The sequence below is a fragment of the Segetibacter sp. 3557_3 genome, from assembly GCF_004354985.1.
Lineage (GTDB): Bacteria > Bacteroidota > Bacteroidia > Chitinophagales > Chitinophagaceae > Segetibacter.
The window spans coordinates 354051-373236 of the sequence record NZ_SMSK01000004.1; the positions used below are offsets into that span (position 1 = coordinate 354051).

Genomic DNA, 19186 nt, shown 5'->3' on the forward strand with positions numbered 1-19186 from the left:
ACCAAAAAGCTTTTGTATGTTATTAAGAAAGAACATTCCGATTCACTACATCATCGGTAAAATAAAGGTTGAACTATTGACCATAACCATTTATGCACTCGCCATTGCTGCGTTGTATGAATATTTCAACCTTTCGCGTATTGTATTGCCTTTGTCTGTGCCGATGATTATGGGTACCGTAATCTCGCTTCTGCTGGCATTCAGATCAAACCAGGCTTACGACCGCTGGTGGGAGGCGCGAACCGTATGGGGAGCTATCGTAAACGACAGCCGCACACTGGCCAGACAAATTAAAACGCTGAGCAAAGAAGCGTACCAGGGCGATGACCTGTTCTTTTTTAAACAACGTTTTATCAAAAGGCAGATCGCCTGGTGTTACAGCTTATGCAAAACGCTTCGCAACCAAAATGCTGAAGAAGGCCTTGACCGGTTGCTGGCAAAAAGAGATACTCAGCATATATCAAACTACAGCAATATTCCTATGGCTTTGCTCGAGTCGCATGGACATGATATCCAGCAGGCGCTTGAAAATGGCTGGGTGAACGAATACCAGCAGGTGGAGATCGACAAAACACTTACCCGGCTCTGTGATGCGATGGGAAAATGTGAAAGAATTAAAAACACCATATTCCCCGCAACCTATGGCTTATACATTCACTTTTCGCTGATATTCTTTTTTACGCTGTTACCCTTTGCGTTAATAGAAGTTTTTGGTGTCCTGCTTTTTATTCCTGCACTCGTGGCAATAGCTACAGTTTTTTTCCTGATCGAAAAGATGGCCATCCATTTACAGGATCCGTTTGAGAACAAACCAACGGATACGCCTATGACCGCAATCTGTGCAACAATTGAAAGGGACCTTAAGCAGGTGATAAATGAAACTGCCCAGTCTGCAGTTCCAAAAAACAAAAAAGAATTCTACCTGCTTTAGGATTAAAGGAATGCGCATAATGCAGGTCCAAAAAAGGTCAGCCCTGTACAGAGACATTTTCAAGATTAATGTTGTTACAAGCGCTAATCAAAGCGCCTGTAATCACCGGCATCCTCAGCAATCCCGTTGTTAAACGGGTTGCTGGGGATTTTTTTTGATTGCCGATGCAGGTGTTGTCACCTGCAGCCACCACCCGGCGCCGTTGCAGGTGTTGTCACCTGCATCACCACGTGTCGTCATGCGCCGTTGCAGGTGTTGTCACCTGCAATCCACCCGCCCATGCTGGTGTTGTCACCCGCCGTTGCAGGTGTTGTCACCTGCATCACCACGTGTCGTCATGCGCCGTTGCAGGTGTTGTCACCTGCAATCCACTAGCCCATACAGGTGTTGTCACTCGCCGTTGCAGGTGTTGTCACCTGCAACACCACTAGCCCATGTAGGTGTCGTCATGCGCCGTTGCAGGTGTTGTCACCTGCAATCCACTAGCCCATGTAGGTGTCGTCATGCGCCGTTGCAGGTGTTGTCACCTGCAATCCACTAGCCCATGTAGGTGTCGTCATGCGCCGTTGCAGGTGTTGTCACCTGCAACCATCCTTTGCCACTTGCAGGTGTTGTCCCCTGTACCTGGGTTTAGAATCCCAATCATTATACACCTAAGGAAATCGGGTTCAACCATACTTTATCCGGTTCATTAAATTTACCCGTTATACTTTTGAAGTTGTCCGCCGATTACCTTGTTTCAGCACTGCCAAGCTTTGTTGATTGCGGAAGTCTTTTTGATACATAACCGAAATAAATTACTAATGACCAGGAGACACCATTTCACATTATTTATGCTTGCAGTTGTCCTACTGCTTTCCGCGTGTAGTAGCCGAAGGCTGACCAAAGCACCTATTCAAACTTCAAAAGCTGAAGTGCTGCAAATAATCGATAAAGTAAATGGTTACTGGCAAACAAACAATCCTCCAACTGCACGAGCGTTTTGGGACGTGGCGGCATATCACACCGGCAATATGGAAGCTTATGCAGTTACAAAGAATCCGGTATACAAACAGTATTCAGAAGCATGGGCGGAACACAACCGGTGGATGGGCGCAAAATCGACCAACAAAGCGGAGTGGAAATATACTTATGGAGAAAAGGATGACTACGTGCTTTTCGGCGATTGGCAGATTTGCTTTCAAACTTATGTTGACCTATATAACCTGGACAAGTACGACAAGAAAATAGCACGGGCACGGGAGGTAATGGAATACCAGATGAGCACCGACAGGAATGATTACTGGTGGTGGGCGGATGGACTTTATATGGTGATGCCCTTAATGACCAAGCTCTACAAAGCCACGGGTAATGCTCAGTACCTTGAAAAGTTGCACCAATATTTTCAATATGCAAACAGCATTATGTACGATGGTGAAACGCAGTTGTATTACCGGGATGCCAAATATGTTTATCCCAAACACAAAAGTGCAAATGGCAAGAAAGATTTTTGGGCGAGGGGAGATGGCTGGGTTTTCGCTGGCTTGGCGAAGGTGTTAAAGGACCTGCCAACAAATGATCCCCACAGGAACGAATACATTGCCAAATACCAGGGGATGGCAAAGGCAATCAAAAATTCGCAGCAGGCAGCGGGCTACTGGACAAGAAGTATGCTTGATCCGCAACATGCACCCGGACCCGAAACTAGTGGCACCGCTTTCTTTACCTACGGCATGTTATGGGGCATAAACAATGGGTACCTGGATCGGAAAGAATACCTGCCTGTTGCGGCAAAGGGCTGGAACTATCTTACGAAAACCGCCCTTCAGCCAGGTGGTAAAATCGGGTACGTGCAGCCGATAGGAGAGCGGGCAATACCTGGCCAGGTGGTAGATGTAAACGCTACGGCAAATTTTGGTGTTGGTGCTTTTTTGCTTGCTGCATGCGAGATGTACCGGTACCTTGATAAACCCTAATCAATGTTGATCTTCGGAAGCCGGTTTAAGGGAATGAACTAAAGCCATTTACTGTAAATGCTTATACTAATCTAATGATACTGGTATAACGGTACACGATAGAATGGTCTCACGTTACCGGTCCTTGAATAGAATAATTACAATAGAACCTGCAATCATAATTGCAGCACCGATCAATTTTTTATATACTTCCTGCTCGTTAAAGATTTTGTACCCCAGGATTACGCTTACAATGGTCGACAACTGGAAAAGCGACAATGCATACCCAACTTCCAGTTGTTTAAAAACATAGTTGGTTGTGAATTGCATGGTTCCAATGCATAATCCTAACAGGAGATATTTCTGTAAGTTGCTGGCTGCACCTTGGAATGGATTGGGAAGCTTCACCCGGTATACTTTCATGAGCAACCATGAAAAGAGGGCGCCGAAAAAACACCAGCTGATGAATGCGGCGGTTGGCGTAGAAGCAAGGATAACTTTTTTGATGAATACGGCTTCGACAGCGGTTAGTATCATTGCCCAAACACGATACTGTATTTCCGTTTTTCGAAACAGCCTGAACGTAAACTTATCTTCAGTCGCATCAAAAATATAATAACTGCCGTAGATGATTATGGCAACACCCAATAAACCCCATGCGTTTGGTATTTCGCCAAGCAGTAGAACTCCCATCAGCATGCCCACCACCGACTTGTAGGAATTTATTGGTCCAAGTACGGAAAGCTCACCTTGCTGTAATGCTTTCACAAGAAAGCCGTTCCCCACCGCACCCGCGATTCCGCCAAGGATAGCGTAGATCCAAAAGTCATCGTTTAATGTCGACCATGTTATGCGAACTACCAGCGCCAGGCAGGCGATCGACAATATCAGGTAGGTAGTAAGATTGACCAACAGGGGGTGATTGCCGTTGGCCGTGAGTTGTTTTTGAAATACATTTCCAAACGGGTTGGCAATAATTCTTGCAGCTACAGCTGCTGCGGTAAGTAAGGTTTCAATCAACTGTATCTATCTAGGTTTGCCAAATGTACCATCAATTGTCGAGCGTAGGTCACGGACTCATTTGAACCTTCGTCAGAGAACGATAGCATACCCATGTTGTGGAAATGGTCTTCCGGATGAGTTGAGCAGGCAATTGCGCCCGGCTTATATGGGAGGGGTATCTTAAATGAACCCTCATGAAAGTGTTAACAATACGCCGACAGGCAACCACGGCTGGGGCAAGTATTGCCGAATGAAAAACGGCTATGGGGAGGATGTATAGTTGGTAAAGCAGGTCGTGTGAGTCCCGTGGGACAAAGTAATGGCAGTGAAAGCCCTTGCAATAATGCTAACGTACAACACGCAGTGCCATTGAGTATTACGGATTATTCTATTTGATAATGTAGGTATTACGGAGCGCTAAAAACCGGTCACCTTAGTGATGCGCCCTCCGCGGATCTCATGTTTGGCAGGCATTAACCCAATACGTCGTACGGATTTGGAAGACTTCTTTTTTCATCCTTCTGATCGTCTTCTTCTATGCTGGGTTCATTTGGTATAGCTGGTACAAGGGTTGTATGGTCAACCTCATAAAGGTTTTCCTCATCAACCTGCACGGGCTCAGCTTCTTCGATGGTGGCGTTCCTGATCTCTTCGTCAGTTGTAACATGGTTTTCATCAGCCAGGTGTCGATGCGCCAGGTTACTGATGGTTTCAGACCCGTTGCTGTTAACCCCAGTTTCAGGAACCGGCTTATTTGTTTCAGGCATTGCGCAATTTTTAGATGATGAATGTATTACCAAATCTAAGCAAAAGGCATGGCAACTCGGGCTATGTAACAATTACTTAATACAAGCATATCGCAAGTTAGTTTAGTGGGTGCTGGTTCGCTAACCTGCATGGTTCTTTTAAGTGTACATATGGCCGGCAAATATACCGGACAAAACCAGCCCTGTCCATACTGCCTGCCCGTTGCATCTTTCTAAGACGTTTTGTACATTGGTTGACAAAAACGTCATGAAAAAACTACTAATTGTGCTTTGCGCCGCTACAGTTTTATTTGGGTGTAACGGCGAAGATGAGAACACCACAGCAAACGGCGGATCAAAAGCAGAAACACATACGGCCGGGGCGACCGCGACGGCAGATGAATGGGTTCCGGTTGATTCGGCAACAGCTATGCGGACAATGATGGAGGTTGGCACACCAGGCGAACAGCATGCTATGCTCGCCAAAGGCGATGGCAAGTGGAACGCTCAAATGATGATGTGGATGTCGCCGGAAGCACCACCTATGACATCAACTAGTACGGTTGTTAATAAGATGATTTATGGTGGACGATACCAGCAAACATCGTTTAAAGGAGATATGATGGGAATGCCATTTGAAGGAACGAGCACGACAGGTTATGACAAAGCAAAAAAGGTGTATTTTACTACCTGGATGGACAATATGAGTACGGCCATGATGAATATGGAAGGTACCTGGGATGAAGCATCAAAGACAATCAACTTCAAGGGTAAAATGCTTTGTCCGGCAAACGGTAAAGAATGTGAAATGCGCGAGGTGTACAGGATTGTGGACGATAACACGCATATGATGGAGATGTATGGTCCGGACATGCAAACAGGCAAAGAATACAAAAACATGGAAATCAAATTTACCAGGAACAAATAACTGCTCATGTGATTTTTGGAAGGTCGTCTCTTGTTAGGCGGCCTTTTTGATTCGGCTTATGGTGCGGCCATGTTGTATAAGCTCTGCCCAAGTGCTGGCGGCACTCGGTTCAACTAAACCAAATTGCTGTTGGGTCAATTGGGGAGCAAGGGTGAATTTGTCAAACACGCTGACTTGTAAATTCAGGGGAAAGGTATACAACCTATGAACACGACATAACTGCGGACACAGTTGAACCCCTTGTTGCCGTTGAAAGGAGCGTCGCCCGTCCGAGTGGCGCAGCCGGGCTCCATCTGTGGTCTTCCGCCGGTACCATAAAAAGCCTTACTACTATCGGCACATTGCTGCGCAAGGTATAGCAGTACGTGCCGTTCGCGTTGTCTGAGCCTGCATGTTTAACCACCTCCATGAAGCATAACATTGAATTAATATCAGCGGAAGGCAGTATATTTCATTTCGTTTATTTTCGTGCCCGCTTGTAAAATGCATTGTGTAATGCAGTTCCGCGAAAACCATGACTGGTATCACTGCAAACGAGATTAACGTGTTCAGGCATTGTACAAACGATCATATTACCCAGTCGTCACCCTCAATTAATTTACCGGTATGAAACCAGTTGGTATCGCTATAGGTTTGTTATTTTCCGCGCTGCAATTGTGCGCCCAGAAACCTTCGTTGGAGAAGAGTCTTGAAAACAAAAGGGTAAAGCTGCCGAATGGGTGGCACCTGTCGCCGGCGGGTCGTTCTTTTCCACTTGGTGATCTGCCGCTGAACATTGCTGTTTCTTCATCAAAAAAATATATGGCCGTTACCAACAACGGGCAAAGCATACAAAGCCTTCAGCTCATTGATCCGCGGACGGAAAAGGTACTTCATAATGTGATTATTCCAAAGTCGTGGTATGGCTTAAAATTTAGCAGCGACGAGCGTATTCTTTATGCTTCGGGCGGAAACGACAACTGGATACTTCAATATGCCATTGTAAATAACCAGCTTCAGCTAAGGGATACGATAAAACTTGGAAAACCCTGGCCAGAAAAAATTTCTCCGGCCGGTATCGAGATTGATGATGCGCGCAAGGTGATGTACGTGGTTACAAAAGAGAACAATGCTTTGTACGTTGTGAACATGGCAGAAAAGCAGGTTAGCCAAACGCTGGACCTGGGCAATGAAGCATATGCCTGCCTGCTGTCTCCCGACAAAAGTGAATTATACATTTCGTCATGGGGAGGCGATAAGGTGTTGGTTTTCGATACCAAACAAAACAAGATTACCGCTGCGGTGCCCGTGGGTGATAATCCAAATGAGCTTTTACTGAATGCAAAGGGTAATATCCTTTACGTCGCCAATGCCAATGACAATAGTGTTTCGGTGATTGACATTAAAGCCCGCAAAGTACTGGAAGTACTCAACGCGGCTTTATATCCGGATGCCCCGGAAGGATCAAGTTCAAACGGGCTGGCGTTATCCGCTGATGGTAAGTCGCTGTATGTAGCCAATGCGAATAACAACTGCCTCGCCGTGTTTGATGTAGAAACCGCAGGTAAGAGCCGGTCAAAAGGTTTTATACCGGTAGGTTGGTACCCCACAAACATCAAGGTGATCGGAAGGAAGATCTTTGTTTCAAACGGAAAAGGATTTTCTTCTTTTCCAAACCCTGATGGGCCAAACCCCATTAAGGCGCAACAAACTGTAGTGCGTCACCTTGGAGACACATCGGCGATGGTACGTCCCGGTTATATTGGTGGATTGATGAAGGGTACCATGTCGGTGATTGATCAACCAACTGACGCGAGCCTGGCGATCTATTCAAAGACCGTTTACAAAAACACACCTTATTCCAAAGCGGGCGAGTTAAATGCAGTGGGTGATAAAGGCAACCCGATCCCGATGAAGGTAGGGGATAAGTCGCCCATCAAATACGTTTTTTACATCATCAAAGAAAACCGGACCTACGACCAGGTGCTTGGTGATATGCCGGAAGGCAATGGCGATACCAGCATCGTTTTATTTGGCGAACGCATCACCCCCAACCAGCATAAGCTTGCCCGACAGTTTGTATTGCTGGATAATTTTTATGCCGATGGCGAGGTGAGTGCCGACGGACACAACTGGAGCACCTCAGCACATGCTACTGACTTCCTCGAAAAAAACTGGGTCACCAGTTATGGCGGCCGTGGGGGTACCTACCCTGGTGAAGGCCAGCGTGAAGTTGCAAATCCTAAACGGGGCTTTATATGGGATTATGCCAAACGCGCGGGCGTTACCTATCGTACTTATGGCGAATTTGCCGACGACGGCAAGGCCAACATCCCGGCGCTTGAGGGGCATCTTTGCCCCTATTACCCGAGCTATAACCTGAGTGTGCGCGATACGGTACGCTACAACCGTTGGCAACGCGAATTCGATTCCCTTGTGTCGGTGAACGCTGTTCCCAAATTAAATACCATTCGATTCAGCAACGATCATACGGAAGGTTTGAAAAAGGGTAGTCCCACCCCGTTTGCGCATGTTGCAGATAATGACCTTGCTGTGGGCCTTTTTATGGAACACCTTTCGAAGAGCCCGATATGGAAAGAGAGCGCGGTGTTTATCGTTGAAGACGATGCACAGAACGGCTCCGACCACGTAGATGCGCACCGTACCACTGCATATGTTGCAGGCCCGTTTGTAAAAAGGGGATTTGTCGACAAGACGATGTATTCAACCTCATCGATGTTGCGGACGATGGAACTGATCCTGGGATTGCCGCCCATGAGTCAATACGATGCTGCAGCGATGCCGATGTACAAAAGTTTTATGGCCACACCGGATTATTCCGGCTTTACTGCCCTGCCCTCCAATATCGACCTGAACGAGAAGAATACTGCTACCAATGCAACGGCTCTGCTTAGCGACCAGATAGACCTGAGCAAAGAAGACCTTGTGCCCGATATGCTGTTTAGCCAAATCATCTGGAAAGCGGTTCGTGGCGAACACAGTGAAATGCCGGCCCCACGCCGAAGCGCATTTGTAAAAACGGTTGACGACGAGGAGGAGGAAGAAGAAGAAAAGTCAAAAGTAAAAATTCAAAAGTCAAAATAGCGTGGTGCGTGGATAGTGTTTGAGCGCTGGATAAAGTTCGCGATAAATGGAAAATGCATTCAATAATGTAAAATGCAAAATGCAAAATGTAAAACGGTGCAGTGCGCGAATAAAGTCAAAAGTCAAAATTCAAAATAGTTCCCGAGCGTGGAGGTATCCTGGGCAAATCAAAAATGCATTATCAATAATGTAAAATGCAAAATGTAAAATGTAAAAGGGTGCAGTGCGCGAAAAAAGTCAAAAGTAAGAATTCAAAATAGTTCCCGAGCGTGGATGGTGTTCTGGGCTAATGGTAATGCCTTCTCAATAATGCAAAATTAAAAACGAAAGATGTAAAAGGGTGCATTGCGCGATATAATTCAAAAGTCAAAAGTAAAAATTCAAAATATGTTCCCGAGCGTGGAGGTGTCCTGGGCTAATCAAAATGCATTTTCAATAATGCAAAATGTAAAAGGGTGCAGTGCGCGATTAAATTCAAAAGTCAAAAGTAAAAATTCAAAATAGTTTCCCGAGCGTGGAGGTATCCTGGGCTAATGAAAATGCATTATCAATAATGTAAAATGCAAAATGTAAAATGTAAAAGGCTGCAGTGCGCGATAAAGTCAAAACTCAAAAGTAAAAATTCAAAATAGTTTAAGTGAATGGTGTTACGAAAGCTGCAAACTGATTTCTGAGCAAAAACGCCACTTATCAACTTATCAACTTCTCCCCTCAATATCTCAATACCCAATACCTCAATACCCGATCCCCACCAATCAACTCCCCCCAATACCTTAATACCTAATCCCAACCCATCAACTTCCCTGAATACCCCAATACCCAATACCTCAATACCCTCCTCTGCGTAACCTCCGCTTCTCCCATTGTCTGCGGTGGAAAATGCAAAATGCAAAATGAAAAATGTAAAAGGGTGCAGTGCGCGATAAAATTCAAAAGTCAAATGTAAAATTCAAAATAGTTCCCGATCGTGGAGGTATCCTGGGCTAATGCAAAATGCATTATCAATAATGTAAAATGCAAAATGCAAAATGTAAAAGGGTGCAGTGCGCGATAAAGTCAAAACTCAAAAGTAAAAATTCAAAATAGTTTAAGTGAATGGTGTTACGAAAGCTGCAAACTAATTTCTGAGCAAAAACGCCACTTATCAACTATTCAACTTATCAACTATTCAACTTATCAACTTCTCCCCCAATACCTCAATACCTTATTACCCAATCCCTACCAACCAACTGCCCCAATACCTCAATACCCAATTCCCACCAGTCAACTTATCAACTTCTCCCCCTAATACCCATCCCCGCTTCCCAACCTATAACAAATCGGTAATCGTCAACTAACAATTACTTAACAGCCCACAGATACTTTCGCCCCGGCATGGTAAAACAAGCCCGCGAAGTCAACATATCTATCTCTTCCGCTTACACACTGGCACTGCGGCGAGCCCGCATGAAAATATTAAAACCAAAACATGAAACACGTTTACATCTTCATGAAAGCAGCCATTGCTTTCATGCTGTTACTGGTCAGCACCATTTTGTTAGCCCGGCAAACGGGCACCTTAAGGGGAACGGTTAAAAGCGAAACAGGAACGGTGCTCGAAGGCGTTTCGGTAACTGTTCAGCAACAGGGTGGGGCATCACTGGGCTCCACAGTCAGCAATGCATCCGGAGGTTTTGTTATACCGGGTCTGCCCGAGGGAAAGGCCTACTCGGTTACTTTTTCTTATGTTGGCTATGCCACCAGGACTTTAAGTAGTGTTGACCTTAAGCGCACGGACGGCAACGCTCTTGCTATAGTGCTGACGCCTTCGAGTGAAGCCCTGAATGAAGTTGTAGTGGTAGGTTATGGTACGCAAAAGAAAGTAAACCTTACCGGAGCTGTCAGCCAGGTGGATTCAAGAACCATCAAAGACCGGCCGGTCGCCAATATCTCACAGGCACTCCAGGGTGCCGTTCCCGGACTGAATGTAACATTTGGTGACGGGCACCCGGGGAGTGGTGGCTCGTTAAACGTCAGGGGATATGCCACCATCAACTCAGGGAGTAATTCGGCTCCGCTTGTGCTGATCGACGGTGTTCCGGGTAACATCAACCTGATCAATCCGCAGGACGTTGAAACCATCTCCGTGCTAAAGGATGCATCCGCGGCGGCCATCTATGGTGCACGGGCTGCATTTGGGGTGGTACTGGTTACCACAAAGCGCGCAAAGCTGGGCAAAATGGTGGTTAGCTATACCAACAACTTCAGCTCGCAAACACCAACCGTAAGCACCGACTTCAATACCGATGGCTACGATATGGCCATGATGATGGATGAAGCCTTTAAACGTGCAACGGGCAACACCTATACACGGTACAGCGACAAGGATTACGAGGAATTGAAGAAGCGGCAAACTGATCCGTCGCTGCCTTCTGTAGTCATAGATAATCGCAATGGTAAGGATATGTATATCTATTATGGCAATACCGACTGGTGGAATACCATGTTCCGCAGGTCTCAGCCAGCAATGCAACATTCGATTAACCTTTCTGGTGGAACGGAGAAAGTGGATTTTGTTGTTTCCGGCAGGTTTCTCGAGCAGAAAGGTATGTTGCGCATTAACCAGGATAAATACAACGCCTATAATTTCAGGGCTAAGATCAATGCACACATTACCCCGGCTTTGACACTTTACACCAACACCCAATTTAGCGCCGATAAGTACACTTACCCGGGGTGGGGGATCAACAGCAACTTCGTATCAATCACCGTTCATGCACTGCCTTCCTATATACCGGTAAATCCTGATGGCACCGCTACCTATCGTACCGAATTAAACAACTACACGATTGGAGACGGAATTTATGCCGACCTGCTGTATGGAAAGTCGAAAGGACAGCAAAACAATTTTCAACTAACAAATACAATAGGGGCAAATTACAAAGTAACCGATGGCCTTGTGCTTACGGGGAATTACACCTTTGATCTAAATCCGTATGCTGACTTTACAAGACGTACAGCTGCACCATGGTCGGTCTTTCCAGGCACAACAAGCTTTGTTGGAAACGACAAGCTTACCGAATCAATGCGCCTCGACCAGTACCATGTGATCAATGCCTATGGTACTTACGACAAAAAAATTGGCGACCACGCCATTAAAATTACCGCAGGTTACAACCAGGAACTAAAGAAATTTAAGACCCTTCGCGGTGAAAAGGCAGACCTGCTTTCACTCGACCTGAACCAACTCGATCTTGGCACCGGTGCACAGGCTGCCGGGAGCAATGCGAGTGAGTGGGCACTGCTGGGGTTTTTTGGAAGAATCAACTACGACTTTCATGGAAAATACCTGCTCGAGGTTAATGGTCGTTATGATGGTACATCGAGGTTCCCCAGGGAAAGCAGGTTTGGTTTCTTCCCGTCGGTTTCCGCCGGTTGGAGAATAAGTAAGGAAAACTTTTTCGACCCGTTAACCATCATTTTCTCAGAACTAAAATTGCGCGGATCTTATGGATCATTGGGTAACCAGCTGACCAGTAGTAATTACCCTTCGATCCCGGTGATGGGTAGTGGTCAGAGCAACTATATCATCAACGATACAAGAACACAGTTCCTTAGTGTCCCGTCTCCAATCAGTCCAAACCTCACCTGGGAGAGAACGGTGTCCTCAAACATCGGGGCCGACTTCGCACTGCTTAAAAACAGGTTGCAGGGCTCACTGGATTGGTACAGGCGAAACACCATGGATATGCTCACCAACGGAAAAACACTCTCGGCAGTTTTTGGCGCAGGTTCGCCGCAGCAAAATGCAGCCGACCTGGTGACCAAGGGATTTGAGGCATCCTTAAACTGGCGGACCGATGGACGACTGCTAAACCGGGCATTCTCTTGGAACATCGGTGCCGTACTCTCGGATTATACCAGTACCATCACCCGGTTCGATAACCCGAACAAACTATTGAACAACCATTTCGAAGGCAAAAAGGTCGGCGACATCTGGGGGTACAGTCTTGATGGTTATTTCCTGTCCGACGACGAAGCCTCCAAGTGGCCCATCAACCAAAGTTTTGTTAACCGCCAGATACAAAACTCCCCCGGCGAATGGAGCAAGCCCCGCGCCGGTGACATCAAGTTCAAGGACCTGAATGGTGATGGTGTCGTCAACAATGGAAAAAATACGCTTGCCGAGCCAGGCGATCTCAGCGTGGTTGGGAACAGCTTGCCAAGGTATTCGTTTGGTATTAACGGTGGTGCTAACTGGAACAATTTCGATGTCGCTTTCATCTTCCAGGGCATAGGAAAACAAAACTGGTATCCCGGTACCAACGCAGATAAATTCTGGGGTCCGTACTCAAGGGCATATTACTCGTTTACGCCTAAAGATTTCCCTGGTAAAATATGGAGCGAAGAAAATCCAAATGCTTATTTCCCAAGACTGCGTAGCTATGAAGCGCTTAACGGAGGTGGTTCGCTTACCGATCCAAACGACCGCTACATCCAGGATCTTGCTTATATCAGGCTTAAGAACCTAACTGTCGGTTATAGCCTCCCTTCAGCAATCCTGAACAGGTTTAAAGTTACCCGCTGCAGGCTATACTTCAGCGGCGAAAACCTGTGGACCGCCACGAAACTTGAAACGAAATATATCGATCCCGAACAGGCATCAGCAGAAACAAATGGTCGCGTGTATCCATTCATGAAAACATTTGCATTCGGCCTCGATCTTACTTTCTAAATTCCAAACTACTTATCATAATGAAAAGCAGCTATTATTGCCTTATCCCTGTACTCGTGGTGCTAACCTCCTGTAGTAAATTCCTCGACAGGCAACCCCTTTCGCAGATTTCACCAACTACTGCATTCCGTTCAGAGAGCGAACTTCGACTCTACGTTCGCTCGTTCTACGACCGGATGTTGCCAAATGCCGACAACGACGACAGGGGTTTTAGCCTCTACAACGAAGGGGTTGACAACATTGTGAAAAATTCACTTCCAAATGAACTTACCGGCAACAGGACCATTCCCGTATCAGGCGGCGGCTGGAACTGGAGCGAACTCAGAAACGTTAACTACTTTATCCAAAATCACCGCAATGGCGGAGTTGATGCAGCTGTTGCAAATAAGTACCTCGCTGTAGCGCGCTTTTTTAGGGCATACTTTTACTACAATATGGTCGCAAGGTTTGGTGACGTGCCCTGGTATTCTGCCGTAATTCAATCCAATGATAGCGCCGCTTTGCAGAAACCCCGCGATCCAAGAACGCTGGTCTTGGACTCGGTTTTAGCCGACCTGGACTTTGCTATTGCCAATGCGCCAACTGAAAAGAGTCCTGCTGAGGTAACCAGGTGGACAGCACTGGCACTGAAGTCGCGTATCTGCTTGTTTGAAGGAACATTTCGTAAATATCATGACGAATTTAACCTGCCCGATGCCAATAAGTTTCTGGAGGAATGTGTAAAGGCTGCAGATGAGTTAATTACAAGAGGACCCTATTCGATTTTCAAAGGCTCTGCCGAACCTTACCGCGATCTTTTTTCTTCCCAGGCCGTCAATTCGGTGGAGATTATTTTAGCAAGGCAATATTCCAGCACCCTGCAGGTTTTTCACAACGTAAACTATTATACAATCACCTCTTCTTACGGTAAACCGGGGCTGGAGAAAAGATTGGTGAACAGTTACCTGATGAAAGATGGAACCCGGTTCACCGATATACCGGGCTACGACACCATGCAGTTTTACACCGAAACAAAAAACCGTGATCCACGGCTTGCGCAAACCATTCGTATACCTGGTTATACCCGTATCGGAAGTACGGTGAAAAGAACCCCGGATTTTGGTGCTACGGTCACCGGGTACCAACTTACCAAATACGTAACAGGCGAAAGTGATGACAGTTTTACAAAGTCATTTAATCCCCTTTCCATACTTCGTTTTGCTGAAGTGCTGCTCAACTATGCTGAAGCAAAAGCTGAGCTGGGCACCTTGTCACAGGCTGACTTAGACAAGTCGGTTAATAAGATCCGCGACAGGGTACAATTACCCGCGTTGAATATGGCAGCCGCAAATGCAAATCCTGATACTTACCTCGCAAACCAGTATAGGAATGTTACAGGGGTTAACAAAGGAGTAGTTCTGGAGATACGTCGCGAAAGGCGGATAGAAATGGTGATGGAAAACCTTCGCTGGAACGACCTTATGCGTTGGAAAGAAGGAAGGCTACTTACAGAAATTTTTAAAGGGATGTATTTTCCCGGTCCCGGCAGATACGATCTAGATGGAGATGGTAAAGCTGACGTGAATATCTATACCGGAACCAAGCCAACAGAAGCCGGGGTGTTTTACCTTAAGCTGGGTAGCGAAGTTGATTTGGAAAACAATACCAACGGCGGCAATATCGTGGTGAACCGAAACATTCCCAAAAAATTCAACGAACAACGCGATTACCTATACCCTGTTCCAACCCAGGAACTCCTGCTGAACCCCAATCTAAAGCAAAATCCAAATTGGCAGTAACCCAGGTAAGATTAAGGAGCATATAGACTCCCGTTGGCGGTGTCAGGAAACAAGAGGAGCATTTTGAAACAGGAGTCAATTTAAGTGAAGGCACGCCATCCATTATACAGATTAACAGGCCGAACCTGCATGGTTGCAGGAACGGCCTGTTTTCCGTAGCTGTAAACAGGGCAAAAAATCGGTGAGTACAAGAATGCCCGTTATATCCATATAAAATTTATTCCTTTTATTTGACCATTATCGTGTCGTTTCAAACGGCAGATATATCATACATCAATATAGCCAAACCGCTTCATGAAAAGAGTTACTCTAATCCTGCTTGCCCTTTCAATGGGCAGGTTTGTGCATGCACAGGAAGATACAACAACGGGTATCCTGAAACAAGTCATCATTACTTCGCAGCGTAAACCTGCAGACCAGTTTTATGTTCCTTACAGCACCCAGGTTGTTGATGGAGATTACCTGGGACACTATGGTCCACGAACAACACCGGAAGCATTGTCGGGTATAACTGGCGTATTTGTGCAAAAGACAAACCACGGGGGTGGTTCACCGTTTTTACGTGGCCTGACGGGCAATCAAACTTTGCTGATGGTTGATGGAATACGGCTGAATAATTCAACGTTCCGCTACGGGCCAAATCAATACCTGAATACGCTGGATGCATTTAACATTCAAAAAATGGAAGTGGTAAAAGGGACCGGTTCTGTTCAATATGGCTCTGATGCCATAGGTGGAGTATTACAGGTGTTTACCCGCGAGCCCCGGTTAACTTCCGAAGGATCGCAGTGGTCGGGTAGGGCATTGGCAAAGTATATGACCGGTGATATGGAAAAGACCGTGAGGGCAGAAGGCGGGTACTCATCAAAAAAGGCCGCAGTTACCATTGGGGCCACTTATCGGAATTTTGCCGACCTCATCGGGGGTGATACCACCGGTCGCCAGTCGCCATCAGGATATAAAGAACTTGCCTTTGATGCAAAAGCGAAGTTTCTTCTAAAAGAGCAAATTGAATTAACAATTGCACACCAGCTATTACGACAGCAGGATGTGCCGGTGTATCACAAGGTGGTCTTAGAAGATTTTGCGATCAACAATTTCGACCCCCAACAGCGTATGTTGAATTACGCGCGGCTAAACATAAAAGGACAAAGTCCAATGCTCAATAAGGTTGAGCTGATTGCCTCCTGGCAGCAAACCAAAGAAGGAAGAAACAGCCAGAAAAACAGAAGCAGCACTTTAAGAAAGGAAATGGATCAGGTAAATACAATTGGCTTTACGGCTGATATCAGTTCTGCTTTCTCCGGTATATGGACCGCCAACTCCGGTATCGAACTTTATCACGATAAAGTAAACAGCATAAAGGACGACATCAACATCAACAATGGCAACAGGGTGCGTTCGCGCGGACTCTACCCCGATGATGCCCGCTACGGAAATTACTCCCTGTATTCACTACATCACTTCGAATTAAATAAATGGCGCATCGAAGCAGGAGTTCGCTACAATACTTTTGCAATAAGCCTGCAGGATACGAGCCTGGGCAACGTCAGGATTACGCCATCTTCATTTGTTTATAACGGCTCGGTATTGTACAACATCAGTGCTAGCCACAACCTTTATGCAACCTTCAATACCGGTTATCGTGCGCCAAATATTGATGATATGGGCACATTGGGAATTGTTGACTTTCGTTATGAATTGCCTTCAAATGATCTTGCACCCGAAAAGTCAACCAACTTCGAAGTTGGCTACAAGGTGCGCACAGCGGCGTTTTCAGGAAGGCTATCGGGCTTTTACATGCACTTAAGCGACCTGATTACCCGCAGCAAAATTGATGGCGAAGTAATTAACGGATACCCTGTATACCGTAAAGAAAATGTTGACGATGCTTACATCCGTGGAGCAGAAGCTGAAGCACTCTACCAACTCTCTGGTAAATGGAATGTCAGCGGAAACGTTAGTTACCAATTTGGGCAAAGCCTGAGTAAGAAAGAACCGCTTCGGCGCATCCCCCCAATGCATGGCCGGTTAATGACAACCTACAACGGTGCAAAACTGTTTCTTTCTGCAGAAATGCTATATGCGATGAAACAAGATCGCCTTGCGCAGGGTGATAAAGATGACAACCGGATACCAAAGGGTGGAACTCCCGGATGGGAAGTTTTGAACCTGTACGCCGGTTATAATGTTGGCAGCCTGAAGTTCAGGCTTGGTGCACTTAACCTTTTTGATGTTGATTACCGTACGCACGGTTCGGGGATAAATGGGGTTGGAAGAAGTGCCTGGATTTCTGTTGAAGTACAACTGTAATCGTCTTTTAAACAATTAACTTTTAGGCGTTCCTTGTGGCCCGTTGAATTGCAGCGCAGTCATACCGGGTGCACCCGTTGCCCTGGTCATCGCGATCAAACCCGATCGTTATTATAAGCGCAGGAAATCAAAACCCGTTAGAGTTGGTGAGCACGGGCCCAGTCGGATCAATCCTGAAACATCAAATCGCGCCCCTGTTAAATTTGCGTCGCGAATGACTTGAAAAAAGGTTATTGCGGTTCATCCATGCACCGAAGATGAGGTGAACCGTAAAACCTGTAATCATTCCAAACAGGGCGCCCGCCGCAATGTCCAGCGGGTAGTGTTTGCCAACATAGATCTGCGCATAACAAATGAGGGCAGCCCAAAGCCATAGCCAGAACCATCTGCGTCCGGTTAAAAGTTCGATGGTTGTAAACCAAAAACACGCCAGTCCAAAGTGATTGGATGCATGCGACGAAGGGAAGCCAAACCTGCCTCCGCAATTCAGCAGGCTGCGCATTACCATCCTGAGGTTTTCATCGTAACAAGGTCGTGGCCGGTAAAAGATGGGCTTAAATATGGAGGCTGATCCAAAATCAGTGACAGCAAAAGTCAGTAACGAACAGAGGATGAAAGGAAGTGCCATCCCCCGTTTTTTTACAACGATCCAGGCCAGCAGGGCTACATATAAAGGGATCCATGCTTCAGGTTTTCTCAGGAACAACATAAGCGGATCCAGGAACGTGAAAGCTGCTTTAGAATGGATCAGGATAAATAGTTGTTGATCCGCTTCGTCGAGAAACTCAATAACACCCATAACAGAAATTATGGGTGTAGTGGTTCAAACTTTTAGCCATAACCCAGCACCTTGTGTTTGATAGCAAAAAGTTAATGAACCCAAATAAAGGTCGTTTATTGATCGTCGACTTTGTTATTCGAAGCTTTCCATCAGTGCCAAAAAGCAGGTGCAGTTACGCTTAAAATCCATACTCGATTCAACATATCCCTATAACGCAAACAGCCACCAGGGTGGCTGCTGAATCACAATCTGCGTTTGTATCTGGCTAAAAAAGAAGGTATGTAATTACGCATGAAACAACAATGATGGCATCGACCAATAACGCAAAGAATAAGGCGGGCAACGTTACCTTAGTTGGTTGTGCAGCTAATGTTATTGCAAGAACCGGTGAATTAAGTGCACAGGTAAGGATCCATAAATTAAAGTTGTTTGCGCCAAATACGAGTACCGCGAAAAGCGTCCCCGGTACTGCAATGCCAATCAATCCAAAGAAGGTGATGCCTAACCAAAGAAAGCGATTGTCTTCCTGCTGCTCACACCAGGAGAGAAAGGCAGTCAATATATTTTTTTCAGCACGACCGGCTGCTGCATGATTAAGAACGTTGGTGATTTTCGGGGTGGTGATTGCTTGTGACATAGTGTATTTATTTTTGATGACACAAAGCTCAGCAATACATCGCCGCCCATAAATGACCGTCGTAATCCCGGAACATGATTTTAGTCATGGGGGCTAAATGCAATTACAAGTGTTGGTAAAAAGTCCTTGGAATAATCGACTGCTTAAGGAATGAAAAGGCATAACTCCTGCGAATTATAGTTCTGTTTGCGTTGACCAAAACAGGTCAGGACGGCCATTTTGAGGAAAAGGTTTGATACGTTTAAAAAGAGAGCCTTGCCGTTAACCCAGCGGGATAGCAGCCCGGTTTCGACTGGAGCTTTAGATTAGTGCTGCAAAATTCAGCTATTTTTTTGGTG

General features: G+C 46.0%; 11 protein-coding genes. 7 read left to right on the forward strand and 4 right to left on the reverse strand.

Going from position 1 to position 19186, the window contains the following annotated elements:
- The first annotated feature begins 16 nt into the window (after positions 1–16).
- A complete protein-coding gene (locus EXU57_RS09415; protein ID WP_133267939.1) occupies positions 17–931 on the forward strand; it encodes a bestrophin family protein in 915 nt (304 codons plus the stop codon).
- 803 nt (positions 932–1734) lie between these two features.
- Positions 1735–2886, forward strand: coding sequence for a glycoside hydrolase family 88 protein (locus EXU57_RS09420; RefSeq protein WP_207955443.1), 1152 nt, complete (start codon positions 1735–1737; stop codon positions 2884–2886).
- Positions 2887–3000: 114 nt separating this feature from the next.
- Here EXU57_RS09420 and EXU57_RS09425 read toward each other — a convergent pair whose 3' ends face one another.
- Positions 3001–3885 carry an EamA family transporter gene (locus EXU57_RS09425; protein WP_133267940.1) on the reverse strand — a complete coding sequence of 295 codons (885 nt, stop codon included), beginning with the start codon at positions 3883–3885 and terminating at the stop codon, positions 3001–3003.
- A 455-nt stretch (positions 3886–4340) separates the two neighbouring features.
- Positions 4341–4634 carry a hypothetical protein gene (locus tag EXU57_RS09430; protein ID WP_133267941.1) on the reverse strand — a complete coding sequence of 98 codons (294 nt, stop codon included), beginning with the start codon at positions 4632–4634 and terminating at the stop codon, positions 4341–4343.
- Between the two features lie 247 nt (positions 4635–4881).
- Here EXU57_RS09430 and EXU57_RS09435 point away from each other — a divergent pair, with 247 nt between their 5' ends.
- From EXU57_RS09435 to EXU57_RS09455, 5 genes are all read left to right on the forward strand, one after another.
- Entirely contained in the window at positions 4882–5541 is a 660-nt protein-coding gene (locus tag EXU57_RS09435) for a DUF1579 domain-containing protein (RefSeq protein WP_133267942.1), read from the forward strand.
- A 606-nt stretch (positions 5542–6147) separates the two neighbouring features.
- Positions 6148–8625, forward strand: a complete 2478-nt coding sequence (locus EXU57_RS09440; RefSeq protein WP_133267943.1) for a bifunctional YncE family protein/alkaline phosphatase family protein — start codon at positions 6148–6150, stop codon at positions 8623–8625.
- 1468 nt (positions 8626–10093) lie between these two features.
- Positions 10094–13339 carry a SusC/RagA family TonB-linked outer membrane protein gene (locus EXU57_RS09445; protein ID WP_133267944.1) on the forward strand — a complete coding sequence of 1082 codons (3246 nt, stop codon included), beginning with the start codon at positions 10094–10096 and terminating at the stop codon, positions 13337–13339.
- Positions 13340–13359: 20 nt separating this feature from the next.
- On the forward strand, positions 13360–15117 hold the full coding sequence (locus EXU57_RS09450; protein ID WP_133267945.1) for a RagB/SusD family nutrient uptake outer membrane protein: 1758 nt from the start codon (positions 13360–13362) through the stop codon (positions 15115–15117).
- A 294-nt stretch (positions 15118–15411) separates the two neighbouring features.
- Positions 15412–17430, forward strand: coding sequence for a TonB-dependent receptor plug domain-containing protein (locus tag EXU57_RS09455; protein ID WP_133267946.1), 2019 nt, complete (start codon positions 15412–15414; stop codon positions 17428–17430).
- A gap of 181 nt (positions 17431–17611) precedes the next feature.
- On the opposite strand, the gene EXU57_RS09460 is transcribed toward EXU57_RS09455, so the two are convergent.
- Entirely contained in the window at positions 17612–18229 is a 618-nt protein-coding gene (locus tag EXU57_RS09460) for a phosphatase PAP2 family protein (RefSeq protein ID WP_133267947.1), read from the reverse strand.
- Between the two features lie 247 nt (positions 18230–18476).
- Complete coding sequence (locus tag EXU57_RS09465) at positions 18477–18848, reverse strand: hypothetical protein (RefSeq protein WP_133267948.1); 372 nt, start codon at positions 18846–18848, stop codon at positions 18477–18479.
- Positions 18849–19186: the final 338 nt, after the last annotated feature.

What these genes read in the sequence shown, in the direction of transcription:
- EXU57_RS09465 (WP_133267948.1), bottom strand. Translation starts at nt 18,848, where the DNA reads ATGTCACAAGCAATCACCACCCCGAAAATCACCAACGTTCTTAATCAT.
- EXU57_RS09455 (WP_133267946.1), top strand. Translation starts at nt 15,412, where the DNA reads ATGAAAAGAGTTACTCTAATCCTGCTTGCCCTTTCAATGGGCAGGTTT.
- EXU57_RS09435 (WP_133267942.1), top strand. Translation starts at nt 4,882, where the DNA reads ATGAAAAAACTACTAATTGTGCTTTGCGCCGCTACAGTTTTATTTGGG.
- EXU57_RS09440 (WP_133267943.1), top strand. Translation starts at nt 6,148, where the DNA reads ATGAAACCAGTTGGTATCGCTATAGGTTTGTTATTTTCCGCGCTGCAA.
- EXU57_RS09415 (WP_133267939.1), top strand. Translation starts at nt 17, where the DNA reads ATGTTATTAAGAAAGAACATTCCGATTCACTACATCATCGGTAAAATA.
- EXU57_RS09420 (WP_207955443.1), top strand. Translation starts at nt 1,735, where the DNA reads ATGACCAGGAGACACCATTTCACATTATTTATGCTTGCAGTTGTCCTA.
- EXU57_RS09450 (WP_133267945.1), top strand. Translation starts at nt 13,360, where the DNA reads ATGAAAAGCAGCTATTATTGCCTTATCCCTGTACTCGTGGTGCTAACC.
- EXU57_RS09430 (WP_133267941.1), bottom strand. Translation starts at nt 4,634, where the DNA reads ATGCCTGAAACAAATAAGCCGGTTCCTGAAACTGGGGTTAACAGCAAC.
- EXU57_RS09445 (WP_133267944.1), top strand. Translation starts at nt 10,094, where the DNA reads ATGAAACACGTTTACATCTTCATGAAAGCAGCCATTGCTTTCATGCTG.
- EXU57_RS09460 (WP_133267947.1), bottom strand. Translation starts at nt 18,229, where the DNA reads ATGGGTGTTATTGAGTTTCTCGACGAAGCGGATCAACAACTATTTATC.